Source organism: Novosphingobium subterraneum, from assembly GCF_000807925.1.
GTDB classification, from domain to species: Bacteria; Pseudomonadota; Alphaproteobacteria; order Sphingomonadales; family Sphingomonadaceae; genus Novosphingobium; species Novosphingobium subterraneum.
Window position 1 is genome coordinate 150,532 of record NZ_JRVC01000009.1, and the last position, 24,703, is coordinate 175,234.

Annotated in this window: 33 protein-coding genes; 3 read left to right on the plus strand and 30 right to left on the minus strand. The window is 63.3% G+C overall.

Annotation, left to right across the window (positions count from 1 at the left end; all coding sequences use genetic code 11):
• The first annotated feature begins 39 nt into the window (after window positions 1-39).
• Window positions 40-1,824: a cation:proton antiporter domain-containing protein gene (locus NJ75_RS10890; protein WP_039334317.1), complete on the plus strand. Its 1,785-nt coding sequence runs from the start codon at window positions 40-42 to the stop codon at window positions 1,822-1,824.
• Window positions 1,825-1,875: 51 nt separating this feature from the next.
• A complete protein-coding gene (locus NJ75_RS24340; protein ID WP_156135766.1) occupies window positions 1,876-2,043 on the plus strand; it encodes a hypothetical protein in 168 nt (55 codons plus the stop codon).
• A gap of 3 nt (window positions 2,044-2,046) precedes the next feature.
• Here NJ75_RS24340 and alaS read toward each other — a convergent pair whose 3' ends face one another.
• The 4 genes from alaS to recA all read right to left on the minus strand — a co-directional run bounded on the left by alaS (window position 2,047) and on the right by recA (window position 7,417).
• Window positions 2,047-4,692, minus strand: coding sequence for an alanine--tRNA ligase (alaS, locus tag NJ75_RS10895; RefSeq protein ID WP_039334319.1), 2,646 nt, complete (start codon window positions 4,690-4,692; stop codon window positions 2,047-2,049).
• A gap of 43 nt (window positions 4,693-4,735) precedes the next feature.
• The gene (locus tag NJ75_RS10900) at window positions 4,736-5,560 is read right to left on the minus strand and encodes a class I SAM-dependent methyltransferase (RefSeq protein ID WP_039334320.1); all 825 of its coding nucleotides are present in this window, start codon (window positions 5,558-5,560) and stop codon (window positions 4,736-4,738) included.
• A gap of 3 nt (window positions 5,561-5,563) precedes the next feature.
• The gene (locus tag NJ75_RS10905; RefSeq protein WP_039334321.1) at window positions 5,564-6,190 is read right to left on the minus strand and encodes a glutathione S-transferase family protein; all 627 of its coding nucleotides are present in this window, start codon (window positions 6,188-6,190) and stop codon (window positions 5,564-5,566) included.
• 156 nt (window positions 6,191-6,346) lie between these two features.
• The gene (recA, locus tag NJ75_RS10910) at window positions 6,347-7,417 is read right to left on the minus strand and encodes a recombinase RecA (protein WP_039334323.1); all 1,071 of its coding nucleotides are present in this window, start codon (window positions 7,415-7,417) and stop codon (window positions 6,347-6,349) included.
• A gap of 362 nt (window positions 7,418-7,779) precedes the next feature.
• Here recA and NJ75_RS10915 point away from each other — a divergent pair, with 362 nt between their 5' ends.
• Window positions 7,780-8,574 (plus strand): helix-turn-helix domain-containing protein, encoded by a 795-nt coding sequence (locus NJ75_RS10915; RefSeq protein ID WP_039334325.1) that lies wholly within the window; start codon window positions 7,780-7,782, stop codon window positions 8,572-8,574.
• Window positions 8,575-8,641: 67 nt separating this feature from the next.
• Here the strand turns inward: NJ75_RS10915 and gdhA are convergent, their stop codons facing one another.
• From gdhA to tuf, 26 genes are all read right to left on the minus strand, one after another.
• Window positions 8,642-9,997: an NADP-specific glutamate dehydrogenase gene (gene gdhA / locus NJ75_RS10920; RefSeq protein WP_039334327.1), complete on the minus strand. Its 1,356-nt coding sequence runs from the start codon at window positions 9,995-9,997 to the stop codon at window positions 8,642-8,644.
• A 163-nt stretch (window positions 9,998-10,160) separates the two neighbouring features.
• Complete coding sequence (locus NJ75_RS10925) at window positions 10,161-11,009, minus strand: SRPBCC family protein (RefSeq protein ID WP_236727127.1); 849 nt, start codon at window positions 11,007-11,009, stop codon at window positions 10,161-10,163.
• 9 nt (window positions 11,010-11,018) lie between these two features.
• Window positions 11,019-11,669 (minus strand): adenylate kinase, encoded by a 651-nt coding sequence (locus NJ75_RS10930; protein ID WP_039334332.1) that lies wholly within the window; start codon window positions 11,667-11,669, stop codon window positions 11,019-11,021.
• 30 nt (window positions 11,670-11,699) lie between these two features.
• On the minus strand, window positions 11,700-13,067 hold the full coding sequence (secY, locus tag NJ75_RS10935; RefSeq protein WP_039334335.1) for a preprotein translocase subunit SecY: 1,368 nt from the start codon (window positions 13,065-13,067) through the stop codon (window positions 11,700-11,702).
• Window positions 13,068-13,218: 151 nt separating this feature from the next.
• Window positions 13,219-13,734, minus strand: a complete 516-nt coding sequence (rplO, locus tag NJ75_RS10940; RefSeq protein ID WP_039334443.1) for a 50S ribosomal protein L15 — start codon at window positions 13,732-13,734, stop codon at window positions 13,219-13,221.
• A 168-nt stretch (window positions 13,735-13,902) separates the two neighbouring features.
• Window positions 13,903-14,079 (minus strand): 50S ribosomal protein L30, encoded by a 177-nt coding sequence (gene rpmD / locus NJ75_RS10945; RefSeq protein WP_039334338.1) that lies wholly within the window; start codon window positions 14,077-14,079, stop codon window positions 13,903-13,905.
• Window positions 14,080-14,085: 6 nt separating this feature from the next.
• Window positions 14,086-14,796 carry a 30S ribosomal protein S5 gene (gene rpsE, locus NJ75_RS10950; protein ID WP_039334340.1) on the minus strand — a complete coding sequence of 237 codons (711 nt, stop codon included), beginning with the start codon at window positions 14,794-14,796 and terminating at the stop codon, window positions 14,086-14,088.
• Between the two features lie 2 nt (window positions 14,797-14,798).
• Window positions 14,799-15,149: a 50S ribosomal protein L18 gene (rplR, locus tag NJ75_RS10955; protein WP_039334342.1), complete on the minus strand. Its 351-nt coding sequence runs from the start codon at window positions 15,147-15,149 to the stop codon at window positions 14,799-14,801.
• A complete protein-coding gene (gene rplF / locus NJ75_RS10960) occupies window positions 15,149-15,682 on the minus strand; it encodes a 50S ribosomal protein L6 (protein ID WP_039334344.1) in 534 nt (177 codons plus the stop codon). Before rplF ends, rplR begins: the two co-directional genes overlap by 1 nt.
• Window positions 15,682-16,077, minus strand: a complete 396-nt coding sequence (gene rpsH / locus NJ75_RS10965) for a 30S ribosomal protein S8 (RefSeq protein ID WP_039334346.1) — start codon at window positions 16,075-16,077, stop codon at window positions 15,682-15,684. The genes rplF and rpsH overlap by 1 nt, the downstream gene beginning before the upstream one ends.
• Before the next feature lie 10 nt (window positions 16,078-16,087).
• A complete protein-coding gene (rpsN, locus tag NJ75_RS10970) occupies window positions 16,088-16,393 on the minus strand; it encodes a 30S ribosomal protein S14 (protein WP_039334348.1) in 306 nt (101 codons plus the stop codon).
• 29 nt (window positions 16,394-16,422) lie between these two features.
• Entirely contained in the window at window positions 16,423-17,004 is a 582-nt protein-coding gene (gene rplE / locus NJ75_RS10975; RefSeq protein WP_039334350.1) for a 50S ribosomal protein L5, read from the minus strand.
• Window positions 16,997-17,314, minus strand: a complete 318-nt coding sequence (gene rplX, locus NJ75_RS10980) for a 50S ribosomal protein L24 (RefSeq protein WP_039334352.1) — start codon at window positions 17,312-17,314, stop codon at window positions 16,997-16,999. Before rplX ends, rplE begins: the two co-directional genes overlap by 8 nt.
• Entirely contained in the window at window positions 17,314-17,682 is a 369-nt protein-coding gene (rplN, locus tag NJ75_RS10985) for a 50S ribosomal protein L14 (RefSeq protein WP_039334354.1), read from the minus strand. Before rplN ends, rplX begins: the two co-directional genes overlap by 1 nt.
• Window positions 17,683-17,799: 117 nt before the next feature.
• Window positions 17,800-18,069, minus strand: coding sequence for a 30S ribosomal protein S17 (rpsQ, locus tag NJ75_RS10990; protein ID WP_039334356.1), 270 nt, complete (start codon window positions 18,067-18,069; stop codon window positions 17,800-17,802).
• A gap of 10 nt (window positions 18,070-18,079) precedes the next feature.
• Complete coding sequence (gene rpmC / locus NJ75_RS10995) at window positions 18,080-18,286, minus strand: 50S ribosomal protein L29 (RefSeq protein WP_039334358.1); 207 nt, start codon at window positions 18,284-18,286, stop codon at window positions 18,080-18,082.
• A gap of 11 nt (window positions 18,287-18,297) precedes the next feature.
• The gene (gene rplP / locus NJ75_RS11000) at window positions 18,298-18,732 is read right to left on the minus strand and encodes a 50S ribosomal protein L16 (RefSeq protein WP_039334360.1); all 435 of its coding nucleotides are present in this window, start codon (window positions 18,730-18,732) and stop codon (window positions 18,298-18,300) included.
• Window positions 18,733-18,754: 22 nt separating this feature from the next.
• Complete coding sequence (rpsC, locus tag NJ75_RS11005; RefSeq protein WP_039334362.1) at window positions 18,755-19,450, minus strand: 30S ribosomal protein S3; 696 nt, start codon at window positions 19,448-19,450, stop codon at window positions 18,755-18,757.
• 2 nt (window positions 19,451-19,452) lie between these two features.
• Window positions 19,453-19,830: a 50S ribosomal protein L22 gene (gene rplV / locus NJ75_RS11010; protein ID WP_039334363.1), complete on the minus strand. Its 378-nt coding sequence runs from the start codon at window positions 19,828-19,830 to the stop codon at window positions 19,453-19,455.
• On the minus strand, window positions 19,830-20,108 hold the full coding sequence (gene rpsS / locus NJ75_RS11015) for a 30S ribosomal protein S19 (RefSeq protein ID WP_039334365.1): 279 nt from the start codon (window positions 20,106-20,108) through the stop codon (window positions 19,830-19,832). Before rpsS ends, rplV begins: the two co-directional genes overlap by 1 nt.
• Window positions 20,109-20,114: 6 nt before the next feature.
• Window positions 20,115-20,951, minus strand: a complete 837-nt coding sequence (gene rplB / locus NJ75_RS11020; RefSeq protein WP_039334367.1) for a 50S ribosomal protein L2 — start codon at window positions 20,949-20,951, stop codon at window positions 20,115-20,117.
• Between the two features lie 9 nt (window positions 20,952-20,960).
• Window positions 20,961-21,263 (minus strand): 50S ribosomal protein L23, encoded by a 303-nt coding sequence (locus NJ75_RS11025; protein WP_039334368.1) that lies wholly within the window; start codon window positions 21,261-21,263, stop codon window positions 20,961-20,963.
• Window positions 21,256-21,879, minus strand: a complete 624-nt coding sequence (gene rplD, locus NJ75_RS11030; protein WP_039334370.1) for a 50S ribosomal protein L4 — start codon at window positions 21,877-21,879, stop codon at window positions 21,256-21,258. The genes NJ75_RS11025 and rplD overlap by 8 nt, the downstream gene beginning before the upstream one ends.
• 3 nt (window positions 21,880-21,882) lie before the next feature.
• A complete protein-coding gene (gene rplC / locus NJ75_RS11035; protein WP_039334372.1) occupies window positions 21,883-22,638 on the minus strand; it encodes a 50S ribosomal protein L3 in 756 nt (251 codons plus the stop codon).
• Between the two features lie 326 nt (window positions 22,639-22,964).
• Window positions 22,965-23,276: a 30S ribosomal protein S10 gene (gene rpsJ / locus NJ75_RS11040; protein WP_039334374.1), complete on the minus strand. Its 312-nt coding sequence runs from the start codon at window positions 23,274-23,276 to the stop codon at window positions 22,965-22,967.
• A gap of 168 nt (window positions 23,277-23,444) precedes the next feature.
• The gene (gene tuf / locus NJ75_RS11045) at window positions 23,445-24,635 is read right to left on the minus strand and encodes an elongation factor Tu (protein WP_039334376.1); all 1,191 of its coding nucleotides are present in this window, start codon (window positions 24,633-24,635) and stop codon (window positions 23,445-23,447) included.
• Between the last annotated feature and the right edge of the window lie 68 nt (window positions 24,636-24,703).

Below are 24,703 nucleotides of genomic sequence, written 5' to 3' on the forward strand. Positions count from 1 at the left end.
ACGGGTGACACCATTGCCCCCCTCCCCTAACCTTCGCCAATGGCAGGCAATCTCGAACCGACGACCGCACTTTCCGACGCTCTCGTAATCCTCGGTGCCGCAGGCATCGTCATCCCGGCCTTCGCCCGCTTCCGCATCACCCCGATCATCGGCTTCATCCTCGTCGGACTGGTGGTCGGCCCGTTCGGCCTCGGCGCGCTCGTGCCGCAGTACCCCTGGCTGTACCACTTCACCATTTCCGATCCGGCCGCGATCACGCCTTTCGCGGAGTTCGGCATCATCCTCCTGTTGTTCGAGATCGGCCTGGAGCTGTCCTTCAATCGCCTGTGGGACATGCGCCGACTGGTCTTCGGCCTTGGCGCGATGGAGCTTGGCATTTCGGCCTTCCTCCTGTCGGCGGCACTTCTGGCCACCGGTTTGCAGATCAGCGGTGCTTTCGGCCTCGGCCTTGCACTTGCGCTTTCCTCGACCGCGTTGGTCCTGCCCATCGCCGGCACCCATGGTCCCGTCGGCCGCGCCGCGCTGTCGATGCTCCTGTTCGAGGATATCGCGCTCGTGCCGATCATCTTCATCCTTGGTGCAATGGGCCCGGTCGCCGCGCATTCGGATGGCCCAACCCTTGGCGAAACGCTGCTTTATGGCGGCATCGTCATTGCCGTCCTGCTGGTCGGCGGACGCCTGCTGCTACCGCGCCTTTTCGCCCAGGCTGCACAGACGAAGAGCCCCGAGTTGTTCCTTGCTGCCACGATGCTGGTTGTGATCGCCGCAGCGCTGTCGACGTCTCTCGTCGGCCTCTCGCCGATCATGGGCGCGCTGCTGGCGGGCCTGCTCATCGCCGAGACCGAGTATCACACCGAGGTCGAAGCGATTACCAAGCCGTTCAAGGGCCTCGCGCTGGGCGTTTTCCTCATCACCATCGGCATGGGCATAGATTTGCGCGTCGTCTGGGCACAGATCGGGCCGCTCACCCTCGCAGTCGTCGGTGTGGTGGTGCTCAAAGCGCTTGTCACGATGTTCGCCCTACGCGCCATGGGCAAGGAGCGCGCTACCGCACTCGAAGCCGGCATCCTGATGGCCAGCCCATCGGAAACTACCCTGATCGTTCTGACCACGGCCGCCGAGGCAACCCTCATCGACCGGGAGACTGCCCAATTCTGGCAGATCGTCACCGCCATCGGCCTGACGATTACGCCGCTCTTGGCCAAACTAGGTGAGACATGGGGGCAGCGGGTCGCGCGCGGGACTGCGGACGTCGGACAGAATACGTTCGTCGAGGAGCCCGAAGGCGAGCGCGTCGTCGTCATGGGCTTCGGCCGCGTCGGCAGGCTCATCGCCGAGATGCTGACGGTCCACAAGGCCGCCTGGCTCGGCATCGATTCGGACCCCGGCATCGTCAGGAACGCGCGCAAGGATGGCCTGCCGGTCCTGTTCGGCAACGTCGACAGCGAAGCGGCAATCGCCCGGCTCGGCCTCGATGATGCCAAGGCGATGATCCTGACGATGGACGAACCCGTCCTCATCCTGCGCATGGTCAAGCGCCTGCGGAGCGCACATCCTGACCTCCCGATCATCGTCCGCGCGCGCGACGCGACGCACGCCGCCGCGCTTTACAAGGCCGGCGCCAGCCATGCCGTGCCCGAGACGCTCGAGAGTTCGCTACAGTTGTCCGAAGCTGTCCTCGTCGATCTCGGCTTCCCGATGGGCCCGGTCATCGCCTCGATCCACGAAAAGCGCGACGAACTGCGCCAGAAGATCAAGGAGGAAGGCGAGCTCAATTCGCTTCCCAAGCTCAAGTCTGCCTCGCTCCGGGAACGCTCTGCCTGACAGCCCGCAACCGATCTCCTTGCCCTGTGTTTTCAGGGCAAGGAGAGAAACATGACCCACCGCAGCAACAAGCCCGACCTGAACCCGGCAACGCAGGACGATCAGCCGAACAAGGGCCCGATCAAGGGGCCGCAGCAGACCGACGCCACGATGCGCGAAAAGGATCTGGCCCGCGGCTCCGAACCCGAAACGCGCGGCGCCAGCGGGCGCAGGCAATAACGGTCAATTCGAAAGAACAGCCTTAGCCGCAGCAATCGCCTCGGCAGCCTTTGCTCCGTCCGGACCGCCGCCTTGGGCCATGTCCGGACGGCCACCACCACCCTTGCCGCCAAGTGCTTCCACGCCTGCGCGCACCATATCGACCGCGCTGACCTTTCCGACGAGATCCTCTGTCACCGCCGCCGCGATCGAAGCCTTGCCCTCGTTCACCGCGACGATCACCGCAACGCCCGAACCCAGACGCTGCTTTGCCTGATCGAGCAGTCCGCGCAGTTCCTTGGGGTCCAGCCCGTCGAGCACCTGGCCCGAGAACTTGATGCCGCCCACTTCCTCGTCCGCGTTCTCCGCCTTGGCTGCACCGCCGCCCAGCGCCAGCGCCTTCTTCGCCTCGGCCAGTTCGCGCTCTAGCTTCTTGCGCTCTTCCATCAGCGCGGACACGCGAGCTTCCACGTCTTCCGGCGTCGTGCGCAGGATCGACGCGGTGTGCTTCAATGCCTCTTCGCGGGCCACGAACCACTGCCGCGCGCCCTCGCCGGTCAGGGCCTCGATGCGGCGCACGCCCGACGAGACTGCGCTTTCGCTGACGATGCGGAACACGCCGATATCGCCCAGCGCCCGAACGTGCGTGCCGCCGCACAGTTCGACCGAATAGTGCTTCTCCGTCGCACGGCCCATCGAAAGCACGCGCACTTCCTCGCCATACTTTTCACCGAACAGTGCCATCGCCCCCGCCTCGATCGCATCATCGGGGCTCATCAGGCGCGTCGTCACTGGTTCGTTGGCGCGAATCTCAGCGTTCACTTCCGCTTCGATCGCGGCAATGTCCTCAGGCGTCAGTGCAGTCGGCTGCGAGAAGTCGAAACGCAGGCGATCAGCGGCGACCAGCGAGCCCTTCTGCGTCACGTGCCCGCCAAGGCGATTGCGCAGTGCCGCATGCAGGAGGTGCGTGGCCGAGTGGTTGGCGCGGATTGCATCGCGACGTTCGACATCGATGTCGAGCTTCACCACGTCACCAACCTTGATCGCCCCGGCCTCGACCTTCGCGTTGTGCGCGTGCAGGCGGCCCAGCGGCTTGGCGGTGTCGCTCACGGCCAGCTTGAGACCATCGGCGCCGGTGATCGTCCCTGCGTCACCGGTCTGGCCACCGCTTTCGCCGTAGAACGGCGTCTGGTTGACGATCACGGTAACGTCGTCGCCCGCCGCAGCATTGTCGACTTCCTTGCCGTCCTTGACCAGCGCCACGACCTGCGCCTCGCCGGTGGTGGCGGTGTAGCCGGTGAACTCGGTCGCGCCGACACGCTCGGCAATATCGAACCACACTTCGCTGTCCGCAGCCTGGCCGGAACCCTTCCACGCCGCACGCGCCGCCGCCTTCTGCTGCGCCATCGCCGCATCGAAGCCTTCGCGGTCCACCGCGATGCCGCGTGCGCGCAGTGCGTCTTCGGTCAGGTCGTACGGGAAACCGTAAGTGTCATAGAGCTTGAATGCGGTCTCGCCCGGCAGCGCATCGCCCTCGCCCAGCGCAGCGGTCGCTTCGTCGAGCAGCTTGATGCCGTTCGAAAGCGTGCGGCGGAACTGCACTTCCTCGCGCAGCAGGGTTTCCTCGATCAGCGGCTGCGCACGGCCCAACTCAGGATAGGCAGCGCCCATCTCGGCGACCAGTGCCGGCACCAGGCGGTGCATCAGCGGGTCCTTGGCACCCAGCAGGTGCGCGTGGCGCATGGCGCGGCGCATGATACGGCGCAGCACATAGCCGCGGCCCTCGTTCGAAGGCAGCACGCCATCGGCCAACAGGAAGCTGGTCGAGCGCAGATGGTCGGCAATCACGCGATGGCTGGCGCGCTGCTCGCCCTCGGCCTTGACCGAGGTCAGGCTTTCGGATGCGGCGATCAGCGCCTTGAACGTGTCGGTGTCGTAGTTGTCGTGTTCGCCCTGCAGAACGGCGGCAATGCGCTCGAGGCCCATGCCGGTATCGATGCTCGGCTTGGGCAGGCTGCCGGTGATTTCACCCGCGGTCTGCTCGAACTGCATGAACACGAGGTTCCAGATCTCGATGAAGCGGTCGCCATCCTCTTCCGGCGATCCCGGAGGGCCGCCCCAGATGTGATCGCCATGATCGAAGAAGATTTCGGAGCAGGGACCGCACGGGCCATCGTCGCCCATCGCCCAGAAGTTGTCCTTGGTGGCGATGCGGATGATGCGATCTTCAGGCAGGCCTGCGATCTTCTTCCACAGCTCGAACGCTTCGTCGTCGGTATGGTAGACGGTGGCGAGCAGCTTGTCCTTGGGCAGGCCCCATTCGCGCGTCAGCAGCGTCCACGCATGGGTGATCGCCTGCTCCTTGAAGTAGTCGCCGAACGAGAAGTTGCCGAGCATCTCGAAGAAGGTGTGATGCCGCGCAGTGTAGCCGACGTTGTCGAGATCGTTGTGCTTGCCGCCCGCGCGCACGCACTTCTGCGACGAGGTGGCGCGTGGGGTCGCGCGTGTCTCGAGCCCGGTGAAAACGTTCTTGAACGGCACCATCCCGGCGTTCGTGAACATCAGCGTCGGGTCGTTGTAGGGCACCAGCGGCGCAGACTGCACCACATCGTGCCCGTGCGAGCCGAAGTATTCGAGGAAGGAGCGGCGGATTTCGTTCGTCGAAGTCATGAAAGGCCGATTAGGCGAGCGTTCGGCGCGCTACAAGCACGTTTCATCCATCATTGTGATCGGACGTGGCGCTTACCAGCCACGCCGCAGCATTGAATGCCACCACGCCGTCCCGATGATGGGCCTCCACAAGCTCGGCGAGCCGCATCTCGACCGCTGCGCGCTCGGCCTCGGGCAAAGTCCGCAAGGCCGCCGCAGCAGGTCCGATGCGGCCAAACAGCGCCATCGCCTCGCCCACGGCATCTGGCCCGGTGCCGGCGATGTACCGGAAATCCACCGGCGCGAACTCCACCGCCCGCCATCCTGCCATGCAGCGTCGCACGTGCTCCGGCAGGGCGAATGCGAAGGGGCCCGGCGCAGTTGGCGAAGCTGGCGGAGAATCACCTTTCGGCAGTAGCGCCGCGATGGCCGCCGCCCAGTCGTTCTCGGCAGCCTTGCGAAAGCACGAGAAGACCATGCGCGCTCCTGGCATCGCCTGCGCGGCCAGATGGGCGAAGGCTGCTTGCGGATCGGAGAAGAACATCACGCCGTGGCGCGATACATACAGGTCCGGCCGTGACGCGGGTTGCCACTGCGAGGCATCGGCCAGCTCGAACGTCAGGTTTGGCTGAATGGCGCGGGAGCCGGCCGCATCGACCAGATCGGCAGAGATATCCACGCCGGTCACCTGCGCTTGCGGCCTTGCCTCGGCAATGGCGATCGACAGCTCCCCCGCTCCGCAACCGATATCTGCAACAGCCGCGCCCGGCTCTCGAGCGATGGCGGCCAGAAGTTTGGGTGTCAGGTCGGAAAAGCTGACATCGGTGCGCCGCCATTCGCTGGCCCAGCTCCGTCCGACCGTCCCCTGCCAGTCACTCGCGTTGGTCATGCCTTACATCCCGAAATAGTCGCCGCCCTTTTCGCGCGCGCGCTGCCACGCGGGCCGCGCGTGGATGGCCGCGACGAATGCCGCGAGCTTGGGGAAATGTACACCCGCCCCTTGCATGACCGCGATCTCTGCCGGGAAGCTCATCATCACATCCGCCCCGGTCCAATCGTCGCCGATGAAGTGGCCGGACGGGCGCAGGATCTGCTCCATGTAGCCAAAATGGGCTGCCAGCTGTTCGTCGATGCGCGGCTTCAGCGGCGCGGCAGCCTCTCCAAGGCGCGAGGTATAAAGCTGCAGGAGGACGGGGGTCATGGCCGAGCCTTCGGCAAAATGCATCAGTTCGAGGTGCCGCAGGGCGTCGTCCGAACCTTCCGCCGGGAGCCATGTGCCCTTGCCATAGCGTTCGCACAGGACCTGCACGATCGCGCCCGATTCCTCGATGACCCGGCCATCGATCTCCAGCAGGGGCGATTTGCCCAGCGGGTGCACGGCCTTCAGTTCGGGCGGGGCAAGGTTGGTCACCGCATCGCGCTGATAGTGCCTAATCTCGTAATCGACGCCAAGCTCCTCCAGCAACCAGAGGACCCGTTGCGAACGGCTGTTGTTGAGATGGTGAACGATGATGCCCATGGCGATTCTCCGTGCGGTTTAAGTGGAAGGTTAACCCGCAACCGCCGGCGCGCAAACAAAAAGCCCGCGCGATCCTGCCGGGGAACGCGCGGGCTCTTTGTCTGGCTGGCGGGCCCGGCTTGCACCGGGGATGGAGGCTGCCCGCCGCCTTGAAGATCAGACGTCGTCGTCCGCGTCCGGACCGACCATCAGACCTTCGGCAACCTTGTCGGTGCGGCCGCGGATCGCGGCTTCCAACCGGTCGCAAAGTTCGGAATTCTCGCGCAGGAAGTTCTTGGCGTTCTCGCGCCCCTGCCCGATGCGGATCGAGTCATAGCTGAACCAGGCACCCGACTTCTCGACCAGCCCGGCCTTGACGCCGAGGTCGAGGATTTCGCCGATCTTCGAGATGCCTTCGCCATACATGATGTCGAATTCAACCTGCTTGAACGGCGGAGCCACCTTGTTCTTGACCACCTTCACGCGCGTGGCGTTGCCGACGATCTCGTCACGATCCTTGATCTGGCCGGTGCGGCGGATGTCGAGGCGGACCGAGGCGTAGAACTTGAGCGCGTTGCCGCCCGTCGTCGTCTCGGGGTTGCCGTACATCACGCCGATCTTCATGCGCAGCTGGTTGATGAAGATCACCATGCAGCGCGAACGGCTGATCGAACCGGTCAGCTTGCGCAACGACTGGCTCATCAGGCGGGCCTGCAGGCCGACGTGGCTGTCGCCCATCTCGCCTTCGATTTCCGCACGCGGCACGAGCGCGGCCACGGAGTCCACCACCAGCACGTCGATCGCGTTGGAGCGCACCAGCGTGTCGGTGATTTCCAGCGCCTGTTCGCCAGTATCCGGCTGCGACACGATCAGGTTGTCGATATCGACACCCAGCTTCTTGGCATAGACCGGGTCGAGCGCATGCTCGGCATCGATGAATGCCGCCGTGCCACCGGTCTTCTGGGCCTGGGCGATGACGTGCAGCGCGAGCGTGGTCTTGCCCGAGCTTTCCGGCCCATAGACTTCGATCACGCGTCCGCGCGGCAGACCGCCGACACCGAGTGCGATATCAAGCCCCAGCGACCCGGTGGAGATCGCCTCCACCTGCATCGCTTCCTTCGAGCCCAGCTTCATTGCCGAACCCTTGCCGAACGCACGGTCAATCTGTGCAAGGGCTGCGTCGAGCGCCTTCTGACGATCCATGTCCTTGATCTTACCTTCCTCGATGAGCTTGAGCTGAGCCGCCATGGCTTCGTTTCCCTTGCTAGAGTTGGCTGACACGAGCCGTCAACAAGGGTTATGTACTCGTTGTGTTCCCGTGGAACAAGAGGGGAACGACATATTCGCGCCGATTTGGCAACGCCTTGGCGCAAATCCTTAGCTTATCTCGCTTTTCTCGCAATATGCCCGGCCGGCAGGATGGTGCGCAAACGGCGTTGTCCACGACGCGGGTGGGTTTCGCGCCAAATTGGACGCGCTTCCGTGAAGCGTTGCTTGTGATCGAATCGCGGCGCCCTGCCTTTCACCGACCGCAGAGCCGGCGGCGTCATTGCAAGAATGCAGAATATCTATAAAGTTAATCCGGACCGTATATCGAAAGTTACTGCCAAATGTCTCAATCCCGTAAGCCGCAGTCTGCGGCCGGTGGCGGCGGCGGGGGCAGACCAGGTAGCCCGCCCCCGGGCGCGAAGCCGAAAGGCCCGCGCCAGGAAGTCGTCAGTGCACGTACGCTATACTTCGGGAATGGCGATCCAGCGCCCGAAACCGCGCTCGCTCGCGCGATCTCGGGCCGGGTTCAGCTCCGCCGCATTACCGACGATTACATCGGCCATATCGATGACAGTCGGGAATACTATAACACGCTTTTCGTCATTGGCAGCGACGCTGTCCGGATCCGCAAGCTCATGCGCATCTATCGCCCCTTGCTGAAAATGAAGGCCAAGATAGTCATCATGCGCGAAGTACGGCCAAGCGTGAAAGCGCAGTTGCTCAATGCCGGTTTCGACGATGTCTTCGATCGTGAAATGCCGGTCGCCGAGGCTGCAGCGCGGGTGCGAGGCGTGCTGGGCCGCATCGCCCAGAGCCAGCAGTCGAAAGTCGTCGAGGAAGTCAGGGACCTGCATCTTCAGCACTTCACCCGAGAGCCACTGCTCGGCCGCGAGGCGCGTGTCCTGTCCATGCTCGTGGCCGCGCGCGGGTCACCTGTGCGGAGCAGCCAGCTGGCCATCAGTGGCCGTTCGACGCATCGACCGATCAGCACGAAGTCGCTGCAAGTCCTGATTTCCGGCCTGCGCTCCAAGCTGCGTCCAAATCTGCGGATCGTCAGTCAGGGCCCGGCAGGGTACTCCCTGCAGGAGATCTCTCCGGTCCGGTCATTGCTCGACAGCGCCTCGAAGATAACTTGAGCAACCGACCGTCTGACCCGAGGGTGCCCCGTTCGGCGCCCCCGGTTCTCCAGCCTCGCCTTGCGGATCAGACGACGCCGAAGGCCAGCATCGCATCCGCCACCTTCTTGAAGCCGGCGATATTCGCTCCCTTGACGTAGTCGATATAGCCGCCGCCCTGATCGCCATAGGCGAGGCACGACTTGTGGATGCCCGACATGATGTCCTTGAGCATCTGCTGGAGTTCTTCCTCCTTCCACGAGCGGCGTTCGGAGTTCTGGCTCATTTCGAGGCCGGAGACGGCCACGCCGCCAGCGTTGGAAGCCTTGCCTGGCGCGTAAAGGATCTTGGCTGCCTTGAAGACATGCACACCGTCCAGATCGGTCGGCATGTTGGCACCCTCGGCCACCGCCTTGCAGCCGTTGGCGATCAACATGCGCGCATCATCGCCGAGCAGTTCGTTCTGGGTCGCGCAGGGCAGCGCGACGTCGCAAGGCACGCCCCATGGCGTCTTGCCGGCCACGAATGTCGCCTTCGGGAACGCCGTGACATATTCCTCGATCCGGCCGCGACGGTGGGTCTTGTGCGTCTTCACCCAGTCGATCTTTTCCTGATCGATACCGTCGGGGTCGTGGATGTAACCCCCCGAATCCGACAGTGTCAGGACCTTGCCGCCCAGTTGCACGATCTTCTCGGCGGCATGGGTTGCCACGTTGCCGGAGCCGGAGATCACCGCTGTCTTGCCCGTGAGGTCTTCTCCCTTCGTCGCCAGCATGTTGGCCAGGAAGTAGACCGCGCCATAACCGGTCGCCTCGGTGCGGATCAGGGAACCGCCCCATTCGAGGCCCTTGCCGGTCAGCACGCCTGTGAAGTTGTTGGTGATGCGCTTGTACTGGCCGAACATGAAGCCGATCTCGCGCCCGCCTACGCCGATGTCGCCTGCGGGAACGTCAATGTCGGCACCAATGTGGCGGTAGAGTTCGGTCATGAAGCTCTGGCAGAAGCGCATGATCTCCCGCACGCTCTTGCCCTTGGGATTGAAGTTCGATCCACCCTTGCCACCCCCCATCGGCAGGCCGGTCAGCGCGTTCTTGAAGGTCTGCTCGAATGCAAGGAACTTCAGCACGGATTCGGTGACGGAAGGATGGAAGCGGATGCCGCCCTTGTAGGGACCGATCGCATTGTTGTTCTGCACGCGCCAACCGCGTTGCACGCGAATGTTGCCGTTGTCGTCCTCCCAGCAAACGCGGAACGAGACCACGCGATCCGGCTCGGCAATGCGACGCAGGATCTGCTGCGAGTGATACTCCTCCTTGTCCTGCATGAACTCGAAGATGTCTTCAGCAACCTCCTGAACCGCCTGGACGAATTCCGGCTGATACGGATTGCGCTTCTTCACGCCCTCCATGAAGGTCGGCAGGTCAACATGATCGGATACGGCCACGGTACTCTCCCCCAAGTCGGAGCCTCTGTCGGCTCACGATATGCATGCCGGTAGCGGCGGGTGCGGCCCGTTATTCGCCCAACTCGGAGAGGTTCCGAGTCGCGCTGTTGTTGGCATTCAGATTAACGCCTTTTGCGCCGTGGGAAAGCGGCGATGCTTGCCCTCACCGCCCGGGCGGCAGGCGATCATCCTTCTTCTTGAAAAGCTGGTCGAGCGCCGACTTCACAGACTCACCGGCCGCTGCGTCATCCTTTGTCGGATCGGGGGTATAGGTCGGTGCATCTTCTTGTGGTGGTGGTAGTGCCACGTCTGTGGCACTGTCGTTCGCACCCGGCCTGGTTCCGGCAACCGAGGCTTCCGGGGCCAGCGGCTCCGTCGAAAGCAGCTTTTTGTCAACCGGACTCGCTGGTCCGATAAGTTTGGTCAACCCGCTGATCTGCTCGCCCAGGACCTTGTCGACGGCCCCCGAAATGGTGTCGGTCTTGTAGCGCATGAAGCCGCCGACAACATATTCCCAGAGAATGCGGGTCGACTTTCCACCGCTGCCCTCCACTGGCTTGAATGTTACCGTCATGGTCCCGTTCACCGCCTCGGACTGCAGCGGGCCAAGCCCGCCCACCAGCCTGAGGGCACGGTAAGGTTCGGCGTAAATCACGCGCATGTGCATGACAGAACCCGGCTTCTGCGTAGCCGGAGCGCCCTTCGGAACGGGCAGCTTCTCGCAGAAGCAGCCGTTTGCACTCGCATCCAGGGAAAGATTGGCCGCCTCGCCGGAAAACGTGTGCTGCGGGTTCCACCACAGCGACGGCGTCGTAAAGGCCTTCCATGCCTCTGCCGGGCTGGCGGCGACTTCCCCGGTGACGCGAATAACGAAACCGGAATCGGTCCGTGCCGTGACTTCAGCCCGGGCAGGCACCGATGCAACAACGGCGAGGCCACCAAGCCCCGCCGTCAGGATATACCACAGCTTGCCCATCACGCGCCTCCGCCCGCGCCGGGACGGGCGGGTCACGCCCGGGTGTTAGCGCTTGCCGAGGATAGCCTCAATGGCTGCCGTCACGTCGTCCATGTCCGCCATGCCGTCAACGCGGGCGACGATACCCTGCGCTTCATAGATCGGCAGGATCGGCGCGGTCTTGGCCCGATACTCGGCCATGCGCGTGCGCACGGTTTCCTCGTTGTCGTCAGGGCGGCGCTTGAATTCATGCCCTCCGCACTTGTCGCAGGTGCCTGAGACTGCAGGCTTCTCAAAGGTGTCGTGATAGCCCTTGCCGCAAGTTGCGCAGGTGTAACGGCCGGTGATGCGCTCGACCAGTGCATCCTCGTTGACGTCGAGTTCGATCACGTGGTCCAGCTTCTTGCCGCGCGAAGCAAGCAGTTCACCCAGCGATTCGGCCTGGGGCGCCGTGCGAGGGTAACCGTCGAAGATCGCGCCCTGCCCCTCGGGCATGGCATCGAGCTCGTCACCGATCAGCGCTGATACGATCTCGTCAGAGACCAGCTCGCCCGCTTCCATCACAGCCTTGGCCTTGAGACCGACCGGCGTCTGCGCCTTCACGGCCGCGCGCAGCATATCGCCCGTGGAGAGCTGCTTCATGCCGTGGCGTTCGACCAGACGCTGGGCCTGGGTGCCCTTGCCCGCGCCCGGAGGCCCCAAAAGGATGATGTTCAAGGTACCGTCCCCCTCATGCGGCTGCTGCTGTCAGCGCAGCCTGCCCTTCAGTTTCGCCTTCTTGATCAGATCGCCATACTGGTGGGCCAGCAGGTGCGACTGGATCTGCGTGATGGTGTCGACCGTGACGTTGACCACGATCAGCAGGCTGGTGCCGCCGAAGAACAGCGTTCCCATGCCCGTCTCCGCCATGATGAATTCCGGCACGACGCAGACCACGGTGATATATGCCGCACCCAGCACGGTGATGCGAGTTAGCACATAGTCCAAGTAGTTCTGGGTGTTCTTGCCAGGACGGATACCAGGAATGAACCCGCCGTTCTTCTTGAGGTTCTCGGCTGTCTCCTCGGGATTGAAGACCACGGCCGTGTAGAAGAACGCGAAGAAGATGATCCCCAGCGCATAAAACAGCATGTAGAGCGGCTTGCCGTGGCCGAGGTACTGGTTCAGCGTCACGATCGCCTGGCCCATCGTGGTGTCGGGCGAGATCGAGTTGCCGGCAAACTGCGTGATCGTCAGAGGCAGCAGCAGCAGCGAGCTGGCAAAGATCGGCGGAATGACGCCAGCAGTGTTGAGCTTCAGCGGCAGGTGGCTGCGGTCGGCGTTCATCATGCCGCGCTGCGTGGCGCGTTTGGGGTACTGGATCAGCAGGCGCCGGGTCGCGCGCTCGAAGAAGCAGATGCCGAGCACCAGCGCGATCAGCATGATCACGATGCCGACGATAAGGAACGGCGAGATCGAGCCGGTACGCCCGCCTTCGAACAGATTGCCGAAGAACTTGGGCAACTGCGCGACGATACCGGCCATGATGATCAGAGAAACACCGTTGCCGATTCCGCGCGAGGTGATCTGCTCGCCAAGCCACAGCAGGAACATCGTCCCACCGATCAGCGAGATGACGGCACCGACCCGGAACAGCATGCCCGGGTTCACGACAGCCTGCAGCCCGCTCGACGCGCCGTATGCTTCCAGCCCGGAGGCGAGCACCCAGCCCTGGATGGCGGTCAGCAACACCGCGCCATAGCGGGTGTACTGGTTGAGCTTCTTGCGCCCGCTTTCACCTTCCTTCTTCATCGCGGCGAGCGCCGGATGGAGCGAGGCGGCAAGCTGCACCACGATCGACGCGGTGATGTAGGGCATCACGCCGAGCGCGATCAGGCTCATGCGCTCGAGCGAACCGCCCGAAAAAGCGTTGAAGATGTCGAGAACGCCGCCGCGGGTCTGGTCGTAAAGCGTCTCCAGGATCAGCGGATTTACGCCGGGCAGCGGAACGAAGCTGAGGAACCTGAAGACGATGAGCGCGCCCACCGTGAACCAGATGCGCTTCTTGAGCTCGGTTGCCTTGGAGAAGTTGGCCAGACTGAGGTTGCTGGCGATGTTGTCGGCGCGTGATGCCATTTCGGGGTTCTAAGCCTTGCTGCGAAACCGGGCCTGCTGGCCGCGTGCGTTTCGGACGTCTTGAGCTAGCCCATATAGTGCGGGGTGACGAAAGTCGAACCCCTGCAAGCCGAAATCCCCGCCCGACTGGCGAGCGGGGATCGGAACTGGCTTACTTGGCCTTGTTGGCCGCAGCGCGAGCGGCCTTCTTCTCGGCTTCGCTCGGGCCGGTTTCGATGACCGAGACCGAACCGCCAGCCTTCTCGACAGCAGCCACGGCGCCCTTCGAGGCACCAGCGACCGAGAACGCGACCTTGGTGGTCAGTTCGCCCTTGCCGAGGAGACGGACGCCATCCTTGCCACCGCGAGCAAGGCCAGCAGCCTTGAGAGCGGCGTGGTCAACGGTGCCCGAGACGTCGAGCTTGCCGGCATCGATCATCTTCTGGATCATGCCGAGGTTCACTTCGGCGTAGTCCTTGGCGAAGATGTTGTTGAAGCCGCGCTTCGGGATGCGCATGTGAAGCGGCATCTGACCGCCTTCGAAGCCGTTGATGCTGACGCCCGAACGTGCCTTCGCACCCTTCTGGCCGCGACCGGCAGTCTTGCCCTTGCCCGAGCCGATACCACGGCCGACGCGCATGCGGCCCTTGCGGGCGCCGTAGTTGTCGTTGAGTTCGTTCAGTTTCATGTTCTGCACTCGCTTTCGCTTTGAGACGCGCTTTGGAAAGGGCGCCGCCTAGCCGATCAGGCCAGACTTGTCACCCCCTCACGGGACTGGAGGCACCGCGCCGCCGAGCCCCAAAGGAAAACCCCGGCACGGGGCCGGGGCGTCCTTTTTCCCATCGGGGAGCGATGGTCAGTCGACCACGGCCACCATGTGGGGAAGCTTGGCAATGGCGCCACGCACTTCGGCCGTGTCTTCCAACTCGACCACGCGGTGCATCTTGCCCAGGCCCAGGCCGATCAGAATCTTCTTCTGGCTTTCCGGGCGACGAATCGGCGAACCGATCTGCTTGATCTTGATCGTTGCCATGACCGATTACTCCGTGATGGCTTCGGCAGCGGCTTCGGCTTCGACCTGCGAAGCGCCACCACGGCCGAGGAGATCGGCGACCTTCTTGCCACGACGCTGTGCAACCGACTTCGGCGAAGTCTGGTCGGTCAGCGCGTCGAAGGTTGCGCGGATCATGTTGTAGGGGTTCGAGGTGCCGACCGACTTGGTCACCACGTCAGCAACGCCAAGGCTTTCGAACACGGCGCGCATCGGGCCACCGGCGATGATCCCGGTACCGGCCGGAGCCGAACGCACGTTGACCTTGCCAGCGCCGAAACGACCCTTGCCGTCGTGGTGCAGGGTGCGGCCTTCCTTGAGCGGCACGCGGACCATTGCACGCTTTGCAGCGGCAGTAGCCTTGGTGATCGCCTCGGGCACTTCGCGAGCCTTGCCCTTGCCGAAGCCGACGCGGCCCTTGCCATCGCCGACCACGACGAGTGCTGCAAAGCCGAAGCGCTTGCCGCCCTTCACGGTCTTGGAAACGCGGTTGATGTGGACGAGCTTTTCGATCAGCTCCTCGCCGCCTTCCTCGTCGTTGTTGCCACGACCGCGACGGTCGTCGCGACGGCCACGGCCACCACGCTCGCCACCACGGTCATTGCCGCCACGGCCGCGGCCACGACCGCGACCTTCGCGCTGCTCACCGCCGGTCGATTCGACCGCGGCTGCGCCTTCCAGGTTGGTTTCGTCAGCCATTGTCAGAACTCCAGCCCGCCTTCACGGGCGGCATCGGCCAGCGCCTTGACGCGGCCATGGAACAGGAACCCGCCGCGATCGAACACGACAGTGGTGATACCGGCGGCCTTGGCCTTCTCGGCGATCTCGGTGCCAACCTTGGCGGCGGCATCGACATTCGCGCCGATCGACTTCTGGCCCTTCACCAGCGTCGAAGCGGCAGCAAGGGTCTTGCCTTCCGCATCGTCGATGATCTGGGCGTAGATGTGACGGCCGGAGCGATGCACCGACAGGCGAGGACGGCCACCCGAGCGCGCCTTGAGCGCAGTGCGGACGCGACGGCGGCGGCGTTCGAAGAGAGACAGCTTTGCCATTACTTCTTCTTCCCTTCCTTGCGGAAGATAAACTCGCCGCGGTACTTGATGCCCTTGCCCTTGTAAGGCTCGGGCTTGCGCCAGCGACGGATCTCGGCGGCAACCTGGCCGACCTTCTGCTTGTCGATGCCCGAGATTTCCACCGTGGTGTTGTCAGGGGTCTTGATCTCGATGCCTTCCGGCACCGCGAAGTCGACGTCGTGGCTGTAGCCAAGCTGCAGCTTCAGGTTCTTGCCCTGGGCGTTGGCGCGGTAGCCGACACCGGTGATCTCGAGGACCTTGGTGTAGCCCTGCGTCACGCCAGTGACGAGGTTGTCGACGAGGGTGCGCTGCATGCCCCAGAACGCGCGAGCGCCCTTGGTGTCGTTCGCAGGCTTCACGAGGATCGTGTCGCCATCGACGGTGTAGCTGATCTCGTCGCGCAGCGTGAGCGTCAGGGTGCCCTTGGGGCCCTTCACGGTCAGCACGCCGTCCGCGATGTTCGCGGTGACGCCACTCGGGATCGCCACCGGCTTCTTGCCGATGCGGCTCATCAGAACACCTCCGCCAGCACTTCGCCACCGACGTTGGCAGCGCGTGCTTCGGCATCCGAAAGCACGCCCTTCGGCGTCGAGACGATGGTGATGCCAAGACCGTTGCGGATCACCGGAAGTTCCTTGGAACCCGAGTAGACGCGGCGGCCAGGCTTGGAGACACGGGCAACATGCTTGATCGCAGGCTGGCCTTCGAAATACTTGAGCTCGATGCGCAGCTGCGGATGGGCGCCAGTGGCGTCCTCCGAGAAACCGCGGATGTAGCCTTCACGCTGAAGGACTTCGAGCACGTGCGCACGCAGCTTCGAAGCGGGCGAAAGGACCGAGTCCTTCTTCGCCTGCTGGCCGTTGCGGATGCGGGTGAGCATATCACCCAGGGGGTCGGTCATAGCCATCGGATGATCCTTACCAGCTCGACTTCGTCAGGCCGGGGATAAGGCCCTTGTTGCCCTTGTCCCGCAGCTCGATGCGGCAAAGGCCGAACTTGCGATAGTAGCCACGCGGGCGGCCGGTGGTTGCACAGCGGTTGCGCACCCGGGTCGGGTTCGCGTTGCGCGGCAGCTCGGCCATCTTCAGGCGGGCGATCAGGCGCTCGGTTTCGTCGAGCGATTCATCGTCGGCCTGGGCCTTGAGCGCAGCGTACTTGGCCGCGTACTTCTGAACGAGCTTCTTGCGCTTCTCGTTCTTGTTGATGGAACTCAGTTTCGCCATGGACTTAAGCTCTCTTCTTCAATTCTGGATCACGCGGCCTGCTGCTCTTCAGCAGCTTCCTGCGGGAACGGGAAACCGAACAGGCGAAGCAGCTCGCGGGCTTCCTCGTCGGTCTTCGCGGTCGTGGTGACGATGATGTCCATGCCACGCACCTTCTCGATCTGGTCGTAGCTGATCTCGGGGAAGATGATCTGCTCTTTCAGACCCATCGCGTAGTTGCCGCGACCATCGAACGACTTCGGGTTCAGACCACGGAAGTCGCGGATGCGGGGCATTGCGATGGTGATGAGGCGGTCGAGGAATTCGTACATACGTTCGCGGCGCAGGGTGACCTTGCAACCGATCGGCATGCCTTCACGCAGCTTGAACTGCGCGATCGACTTCTTCGCCTTGGTGATGACAGGCTTCTGACCGGCGATCAGCTCCATTTCGGCAGCTGCGGTCGTGACCTTCTTCTTGTCCTGGCTCGCTTCGCCCACACCCATGTTGAGCGTGATCTTTTCGATGCGCGGGATCTCGAGCGCGTTCTTGTAGCCGAACTTGGCCTGCATCGCAGCTGCGATTTCGGCGTCGTACTTGCCCTTCAGACGCGGAGTGTACTTGTCAGCCATCGATGGCCTCCCCGGACTTGACGGCCACACGGACCTTCTTGCCGTCCTTGGTCTCGAAGCGGACGCGGGTGGGCTTGCCATCCTTGTCGGCGACCGAAACCTTGGAGATGTGCAGCGGAGCCTCGAAGCGGTCGATGCCGCCCTGGGGGTTCTGCTGGCTCGGCTTGCGGTGACGGGCAGCGATGTTCACGCCCTGCACGACGACCTTCTCATCCTTCGGAAGGACCTGGAGAACGGTGCCGGTGCGGCCCTTGTCCTTGCCCGAACGGACGACGACGGTGTCGCCCTTCCTGATCTTCGCGGCAGCCATTACAGCACCTCCGGAGCGAGCGAGATGATCTTCATGAAGCCCTTGCCGCGGAGTTCGCGAACCACGGGGCCGAAGATACGCGTGCCGATCGGCTCTTCGTTCTTGCCGACCAGAACGGCGGCATTGCTGTCGAAGCGGATGACCGAACCGTCGGTGCGACGGACGTCCTTCTTCGTGCGAACGATGACGGCGCGGTGCACGTCGCCCTTCTTAACGCGGGCGCGCGGCTGCGCTTCCTTGACCGACACCACGATGATGTCGCCGACGCTTGCGAACCGACGCTTCGAGCCACCCAGCACCTTGATGCACTGGACGCGCTTTGCGCCGCTGTTGTCCGCCACGTCGAGATTGGATTGCATCTGGATCATTGATCCGGTTCCTTCTCACTGGCTTGCCGGAACCAGTCCGGCAGTTCCAAAACAGTAGCCGGGGCCGCTACACGACTTGAGCCGCGAAGCAACCCCAAACTTTGGCTGACGACCTTATCAGACGTCCGCTTCGATGGCGGTGCCCTTGCCGGCCTGGACGCGGTCGATGACCTTCCACGTCTTCAGCTTCGAGATCGGCGCGGTCTCTTCGATGCGCACGGTCTCGCCGGTCTTGAAGGCATTCGCCTCGTCGTGGGCGTGATACTTCTTCGAGCGACGGATGATCTTCCCGTAGAGCGGGTGCTTCACCTTGCGCTCGACCTTCACGACCACGGTCTTGTCGGTCTTGTCGGACACCACGGTGCCGATCAGAATACGCTTGGGCATATTGGCTTCCTTACGCCTGGGCCGACTGAGAACGCTCAGTCTGCAGCGTCTTGATGCGCGCGATGTCGCGACGGACTTCCTTGATGCGCGCGGGGCGCTCAAGCTGGTTCGTCGCGCCCTGGAAACGCAGGTTGAACTGCTCGCGCTTGAGCTCGGCGAGTTCAGCGTTCAGCTGGTCGTCGCTCTTGGCGCGAAGGTCTTCGATCTTGGCCATCATTCGACTCCCAATCACTCGCCACCGAGGTGCGAAGTGTCACCCAGGCGGGCAACGACCTTCGTCTTGATCGGCAGCTTCATCGCGGCGCGGCTGAATGCCTCGGCCGCGAGCGGGCCGGGGACGCCGTCCAGTTCGAACAGGATGCGACCCGGCTTCACGCGGGCTGCCCAGTATTCGATCGAGCCCTTGCCCTTGCCCTGGCGGACTTCGGCGGGCTTCTTCGAGACCGGCACGTCCGGGAACACGCGGATCCACAGACGGCCCTGACGGCGGATGTGGCGCGTGATCGCACGACGGGCCGCTTCGATCTGGCGAGCGGTGACGCGCTCCGGCTCAAGGGCCTTGAGGCCGTAGGAGCCGAAGTTCAGGTCCGTACCACCCTTGGCAACGCCGTGGATGCGGCCCTTGAAGGCCTTACGGAACTTGGTCTTCTTCGGTTGCAACATGGTGCTTCTCTACCCTCTAGGCTCAGCGTGCCGGACGGACGCCGGAAGTCTGGGCTTCCATCATCAGTCGGTCCTGCGCCATCGGATCATGACCGAGGATCTCACCCTTGAAGATCCAGGTCTTGATGCCGATCACGCCATAGGCGGTGTGGGCTTCGGCTTCCGCGTAGTCGATGTTCGCGCGCAGCGTGTGCAGCGGAACGCGACCTTCGCGGTACCATTCGACGCGGGCGATTTCCGCACCGCCGAGACGACCGCCGCAGGTGATCTTGATGCCTTCGGCACCAAGACGCAGGGCGGACTGCACGGCGCGCTTCATCGCACGACGGAAGGCAACGCGGCGGACCAGCTGGTCGGCAACGCCTTGGGCGACGAGCTTGCTGTCGATTTCCGGCTTGCGGATCTCGACGATGTTCAGCTTCACGTCGCTGCCGGTCATCGTGGCAAGCTTCGAGCGAAGCTTCTCGATGTCGGCGCCCTTCTTGCCGATGATGACGCCCGGACGGGCGGCATAGATCGATACGCGGCACAGCTTGGCAGGACGCTCGATCACCACCTTCGAAATCGCTGCCTGCGGCAGGTTCGTGACGATGAACTTGCGGATCTCAAGGTCTTCCTTGAGCATCTGCGCATAGTTGCGACCTTCCGCGTACCAGCGGCTGTCCCAGGTGCGGTTGATCTGCAGGCGCAGACCGATGGGGTTCGATTTATGACCCATGATCAGGCCTCCTCAACTTCGCGGACCACGATCCGCAGCCGCGAGAACGGCTTGAGGATGCGGGTCGACTTGCCGCGACCACGGGTGTGGAAGCGCTTCATCGTGATCGACTTGCCGACCGAGGCTTCCGCCACGACCAGAGCGTCGACGTCGAGGTTGTGGTTGTTTTCCGCATTGGCGATCGCCGAAGCGAGAACCTTGCGGGCGTCAACAGCCATGGCCTTCTTCGAGAACGCGAGGATGTTCATCGCGTCTTCGGCCTTGTGACCGCGGATCAGCGCAGCAACGAGGTTCAGCTTCTGGGCCGAACCACGGATCTGCGTGCCGACCGACAGCGCTTCCTTGTCGCCAACGCGACGGGGTGCCTTAGGCTTGCTCATCAGCGCTTGCCCTTCTTGTCAGCGGCGTGACCCGGGAAAGTGCGCGTGGGTGCGAACTCGCCGAGCTTGTGGCCGACCATCTCTTCCGAGACGGAAACCGGGATGAACTTGTGCCCGTTGTAGACGTTGAACGTCAGGCCAACGAACTGCGGAATGATGGTCGAACGACGCGACCAGGTCTTGATGGCGCCAGCGCGCGATCCTGCATCGTGAGCGGCTTCCGCCTTCTTCAGCAGATGCAGGTCGACGAAGGGGCCCTTCCAGACGGAACGTGCCATGTGGTCTTACCTCTTCTTCTTCGCGTGGCGCGAACGGATGATCATCTTGTCCGTCGACTTGTTGTGACGGGTGCGGGCGCCCTTGGTCGGCTTGCCCCACGGAGTCACAGGATGACGGCCACCCGAAGTACGGCCTTCACCACCACCGTGCGGGTGGTCGACCGGGTTCTTGGCAACGCCGCGGGTCAGCGGACGCTTGCCCAGCCAGCGATTGCGGCCGGCCTTGGCAAGGTTCGTGTTGGCGTTGTCGGGGTTCGACACGGCACCGACGGTGCCCATGCAGTCACCACGCAGGTAGCGCTGCTCGCCCGAGTTCAGGCGAACGATGACCATGCCGCGGTCACGACCGACGAGCTGGACATAGGTGCCTGCCGAACGTGCGATCTGCGCGCCCTTGCCAGGCTTCATCTCCACGTTGTGGATGATGGTGCCGACCGGCATCTGCGACAGCAGCATGGCATTGCCAGGCTTCACGTCGGTCTTCTCTCCGGCGACAACGGTATCGCCAACGGCGAGACGCTGCGGAGCGATGATGTAGGTCTGCTCGCCGTCCTCATACTTGATGAGAGCGATGAACGCCGTGCGGTTCGGGTCATATTCCAGACGCTCGACGGTAGCCGGCATGTCCCACTTGCGACGCTTGAAGTCGATGTAGCGGTACTTCTGCTTGTGACCACCGGCGATGCCACGCGAGGTGACATGGCCCTTGTTGTTGCGGCCGCCGGTCTTCGACTTGCCTTCGGTCAACGCCTTGACCGGCTTGCCCTTCCACAGCGACGACTTGTCGACAAGGATCAGGCCGCGCCGGGCGGGGCTGGTCGGATTGTAGCTCTTGAGTGCCATGGTCTAGCCTCAGATCCCGCTGGTGACGTCGATCGACTGGCCAGCAGCCAGGGTCACGACAGCCTTCTTGACGTCGGAGCGCTTGTAGGGCTTGCCCTTCCAGCGCTTGGTCTTGCCCTTCTGCGTCAGGGTGTTCACCTTGGTGACCTTGACGTTGAACAGGGCTTCGACCGCTGCCTTGATCTCCGGCTTGGTCGCCTTTTCGGCAACCTTGAAGACCACGGCGTTGTTTTCGCTGAGCAGCGTCGCCTTTTCCGTGATGTGGGGAGCCACGATCACGTCATAGTGACGCGTGTCGATTGCGTTAGCCATTGAAACGCGCCTCCAGCTTTTCGACAGCAGAGCGCGTCAGCACCAGCGTGTCATGCTTCAGGATGTCGTAGACGTTGGCGCCGATGGCAGGCAGCACGTTCACGCCGACGATGTTGCGGGCGGCCTTGGCGAAGTTGTCGTTCACGGCGTCACCGTCGATCACGAGAACCTTCTTGCCCCAGTTGGCCTTCGACAGCTGGCCGACGAGAGCCTTGGTCTTGGCGTCGATGTCGAGCGAGTCGACCACGACCAGACCAGCCTTGGCCTTCGACGAGAGAGCCATCTTGAGACCGAGCGCACGGACCTTCTTGTTCAGCGAGATGTTGAACTCGCGAACGCGCGGACCGTGAGCCTTGCCACCGCCGATGAAGATCGGAGCCTTGCGGTCACCGTGACGAGCCGTACCGCCGCCCTTCTGGCGACCGAACTTCTTGCCGGTGCGGGCAACGTCCGAACGCTCGCGCGCCTTGCGGGCAATGCCGCGACGGTTTTCGAGCTGCCAGGTGACGACGCGGTGCAGGATGTCGGCGCGCGGTTCGAGACCGAACACGTCGTCCGACAGTTCCACTTCGCCCTTGCCGGCGGTGCCGTCGAGATTGAGGACCTGAACCTTCACGACTTAGCCCTCCTGACCTTCGGTGGCTTCGACAGCCGCAACTTCTGCGGGAGTGTCGGCAGCTGCCGAGTCATTGCTGTTTGCGGCCTGCTTGAGGCCTGCGGGATAGGGCGCTTCAGCGTGGCGCGAGACCTTCACGGCGTCACGCACGAGGAGCCAGGCGTTCTTCGAACCGGGCACCGAGCCCTTCACGAAGATCAGGCCGCGCTCGTCGTCGGTGCGGACGACTTCGAGGTTCTGCTGGGTGCGCTGACGGTCGCCCATGTGACCGGCCATCTTCTTGTTCTTGAAGACGCGGCCCGGGTCTTGGCGATTACCGGTCGAACCGTGTGCACGGTGCGAGATCGAGACACCGTGGGTGGCGCGCATACCGCCGAAGCCCCAACGCTTCATCGCGCCCTGGAAGCCCTTGCCCTGGGTGTTGCCGGTGATGTCGACATACTGGCCAGGGACGAAGTGCGAAGCGGCGATGGTCGAGCCGACATCGAGCAGCGCATCTTCAGCGACGCGGAACTCGGCGACTTCCATCTTCAGCGGAACCTCTGCCTTGGCAAAGTGTTCGCGCTGCGGCTTGGCCACGTTCTTCTGCTTGGCTTCGCCTGCACCGAGCTGAACCGCGACGTAACCGTCACGGTCTTCAGTGCGAACCGAAACCACCTGGCAATTTTCAAGCGACAGGACAGTGACCGGCACGTGCCGACCATCTTCCTGGAAAAGGCGGGTCATCCCCACCTTCTTCGCGATCACGCCGGTGCGCATGATCCATACTCCATAACAGAGGCATGCCGGGCCCATCCCGACATGCGTGTTCAGCCCGTATGTGAAGCGCGCCCCCGACCGGGCTGAATGCCCCCGCCTGAACGGGAGCAATCGGGGGACGCTTGCCCGGCAAGGTCCGAAAAGGACGGTGCCGGAGGTATCCCATTGTCAACGAGGCTTTTGTTACCCCGGAAACTCTGGCCTTTCACCGGACCTCAGCCCTGGCGAAAGTCTGGGCCGGAACGTGTCCGGCCAGAAACCTTGGGTCGATGCGGACGACCCGGCCGGAGCGGACACTGCCGTGGCAGCTCGCTCGATCAGCGGCCTCAGGCCAGCTTGATCTCGACGTTGACGCCGGCCGCGAGGTCCAGCTTCATCAGCGCGTCGACAGTGGCCGCATTGGGCTGCACGATGTCGAGCAGGCGCTTGTAGGTGCGAACTTCGAACTGCTCACGCGACTTCTTGTCGATGTGAGGACCGCGGTTCACGGTGAACTTCTCGATGCGCGTCGGGAGCGGAATGGGGCCCCGGATCAGCGCGCCGGTGCGGCGGGCGGTATCTGCAATTTCTCCAGTGGCCTGGTCGAGCACACGATGATCAAAGGCCTTGAGGCGAATGCGGATATTCTGGGCGTCCATGTCCGTTTACCGATGCGAAAGAGCAAAACAAAAAAGCCAGTCGACCTGCCCTCTACCCCACCCCTTTTACGAAGCTCGGGGAGAGCGGGCCGACTGTCCAATAGCGATCAGTCAGTAAGAAACCGACCGGCGGGAAGAGCGAATCTCCCCGCCGGTGCGCGGCCTATATTACTTCGTGATCTTGCTGACAACCCCCGAACCGACGGTGCGGCCGCCTTCGCGAATTGCGAAGCGGAGACCTTCGTCCATGGCGATCGGAGCGATCAGCTTGACCGACAGCGTGACGTTGTCGCCAGGCATGACCATCTCGGTGCCCTCGGGGAGGATCACTTCGCCGGTCACGTCGGTGGTGCGGAAGTAGAACTGCGGGCGGTAGTTGGCGAAGAACGGCGTGTGACGGCCACCTTCGTCCTTCGACAGCACGTAGACCTCGGCCGAGAACTCGGTGTGCGGCTTGACCGAACCGGGCTTGCAGAGGACCTGGCCGCGCTCGACGTCTTCACGCTTCACGCCGCGAACCAGTGCACCGATGTTGTCGCCGGCTTCACCCTGGTCGAGCAGCTTGCGGAACATTTCGACGCCGGTGACGGTGGTCTTGGTGGTGTCCTTGAGGCCGACGATCTCGACTTCCTCACCAACCTTGACGATGCCGGTTTCGACGCGGCCGGTCACAACCGTACCACGACCCGAGATCGAGAACACGTCTTCGACCGGCATCAGGAACGGCTTGTCGGTCGGACGCGGCGGCTGCGGGATGTAGCTGTCGACAGCTTCCATCAGCGCGTTGATCGAGTCGCGACCGATGTTGTCGTCGCGGCCTTCGAGAGCGGCCAGAGCCGAACCCTTGACGATCGGAATATCGTCGCCTGGGAAGTCGTACGACGACAGCAGTTCGCGAACTTCGAGTTCGACGAGCTCGAGGATTTCCTCGTCGTCGACCTGGTCGACCTTGTTCATGTACACGACCAGAGCCGGCACGCCGACCTGACGGGCGAGCAGGATGTGCTCGCGGGTCTGCGGCATCGGGCCGTCAGCAGCGTTCACGACCAGGATCGCGCCGTCCATCTGGGCGGCACCGGTGATCATGTTCTTGACGTAGTCGGCGTGACCCGGGCAGTCGACGTGCGCGTAGTGACGGTTGGCGGTCTCGTACTCGACGTGTGCGGTCGAGATGGTGATGCCGCGCTCGCGCTCTTCCGGAGCCTTGTCGATGTTCGCGTAGTCGGTGAACGTTGCGCCACCGGTCTCAGCGAGAACCTTGGTGATGGCAGCGGTCAGCGTGGTCTTGCCGTGGTCGACGTGACCGATGGTGCCGATATTGCAGTGCGGCTTGGTCCGCTCAAACTTAGCCTTGGCCATTGTTCAAACCTTCTTTTCGTATGTGTGCAGATACTGCGGGAAATGGACGGCACCCGCTGAATCGAGCG

Bases quoted from the DNA above. Each gene is read 5' to 3' on its own strand.
- rpsS (WP_039334365.1), bottom strand. From the start codon at position 20,108: ATGGCACGTTCCGTCTGGAAGGGCCCCTTCGTCGACCTGCATCTGCTG.
- rplP (WP_039334360.1), bottom strand. From the start codon at position 18,732: ATGTTGCAACCGAAGAAGACCAAGTTCCGTAAGGCCTTCAAGGGCCGC.
- alaS (WP_039334319.1), bottom strand. From the start codon at position 4,692: ATGACTTCGACGAACGAAATCCGCCGCTCCTTCCTCGAATACTTCGGC.
- rpsN (WP_039334348.1), bottom strand. From the start codon at position 16,393: ATGGCGAAACTGAGTTCCATCAACAAGAACGAGAAGCGCAAGAAGCTC.
- rpsC (WP_039334362.1), bottom strand. From the start codon at position 19,450: ATGGGTCATAAATCGAACCCCATCGGTCTGCGCCTGCAGATCAACCGC.
- rplV (WP_039334363.1), bottom strand. From the start codon at position 19,830: ATGAGCAAGCCTAAGGCACCCCGTCGCGTTGGCGACAAGGAAGCGCTG.
- rpsH (WP_039334346.1), bottom strand. From the start codon at position 16,077: ATGGCTATGACCGACCCCCTGGGTGATATGCTCACCCGCATCCGCAAC.
- rplB (WP_039334367.1), bottom strand. From the start codon at position 20,951: ATGGCACTCAAGAGCTACAATCCGACCAGCCCCGCCCGGCGCGGCCTG.
- tuf (WP_039334376.1), bottom strand. From the start codon at position 24,635: ATGGCCAAGGCTAAGTTTGAGCGGACCAAGCCGCACTGCAATATCGGC.
- rplE (WP_039334350.1), bottom strand. From the start codon at position 17,004: ATGGCTGACAAGTACACTCCGCGTCTGAAGGGCAAGTACGACGCCGAA.
- rplN (WP_039334354.1), bottom strand. From the start codon at position 17,682: ATGATCCAGATGCAATCCAATCTCGACGTGGCGGACAACAGCGGCGCA.
- rplC (WP_039334372.1), bottom strand. From the start codon at position 22,638: ATGCGCACCGGCGTGATCGCGAAGAAGGTGGGGATGACCCGCCTTTTC.
- rpmD (WP_039334338.1), bottom strand. From the start codon at position 14,079: ATGGCAACGATCAAGATCAAGCAGATCGGTTCGCCGATTCGTCGCCCG.
- rpsE (WP_039334340.1), bottom strand. From the start codon at position 14,796: ATGGCTGACGAAACCAACCTGGAAGGCGCAGCCGCGGTCGAATCGACC.
- NJ75_RS10900 (WP_039334320.1), bottom strand. From the start codon at position 5,560: ATGACCAACGCGAGTGACTGGCAGGGGACGGTCGGACGGAGCTGGGCC.
- rpsJ (WP_039334374.1), bottom strand. From the start codon at position 23,276: ATGGACGCCCAGAATATCCGCATTCGCCTCAAGGCCTTTGATCATCGT.
- rplX (WP_039334352.1), bottom strand. From the start codon at position 17,314: ATGGCTGCCGCGAAGATCAGGAAGGGCGACACCGTCGTCGTCCGTTCG.
- NJ75_RS24340 (WP_156135766.1), top strand. From the start codon at position 1,876: ATGACCCACCGCAGCAACAAGCCCGACCTGAACCCGGCAACGCAGGAC.
- secY (WP_039334335.1), bottom strand. From the start codon at position 13,067: ATGGCATCACGCGCCGACAACATCGCCAGCAACCTCAGTCTGGCCAAC.
- NJ75_RS10890 (WP_039334317.1), top strand. From the start codon at position 40: ATGGCAGGCAATCTCGAACCGACGACCGCACTTTCCGACGCTCTCGTA.
- rplO (WP_039334443.1), bottom strand. From the start codon at position 13,734: ATGAAACTGAACGAACTCAACGACAACTACGGCGCCCGCAAGGGCCGC.
- rplR (WP_039334342.1), bottom strand. From the start codon at position 15,149: ATGGCAAAGCTGTCTCTCTTCGAACGCCGCCGCCGTCGCGTCCGCACT.
- NJ75_RS10915 (WP_039334325.1), top strand. From the start codon at position 7,780: ATGTCTCAATCCCGTAAGCCGCAGTCTGCGGCCGGTGGCGGCGGCGGG.
- NJ75_RS11025 (WP_039334368.1), bottom strand. From the start codon at position 21,263: ATGGCTAACGCAATCGACACGCGTCACTATGACGTGATCGTGGCTCCC.
- rpsQ (WP_039334356.1), bottom strand. From the start codon at position 18,069: ATGCCCAAGCGTATTCTGATCGGCACCGTGGTGTCCGACAAGACCGAC.
- rpmC (WP_039334358.1), bottom strand. From the start codon at position 18,286: ATGATGGCCAAGATCGAAGACCTTCGCGCCAAGAGCGACGACCAGCTG.
- recA (WP_039334323.1), bottom strand. From the start codon at position 7,417: ATGGCGGCTCAGCTCAAGCTCATCGAGGAAGGTAAGATCAAGGACATG.
- NJ75_RS10905 (WP_039334321.1), bottom strand. From the start codon at position 6,190: ATGGGCATCATCGTTCACCATCTCAACAACAGCCGTTCGCAACGGGTC.
- rplF (WP_039334344.1), bottom strand. From the start codon at position 15,682: ATGAGCCGCATCGGCAAGAAGCCGGTGGCGATCCCGAGTGGCGTCACC.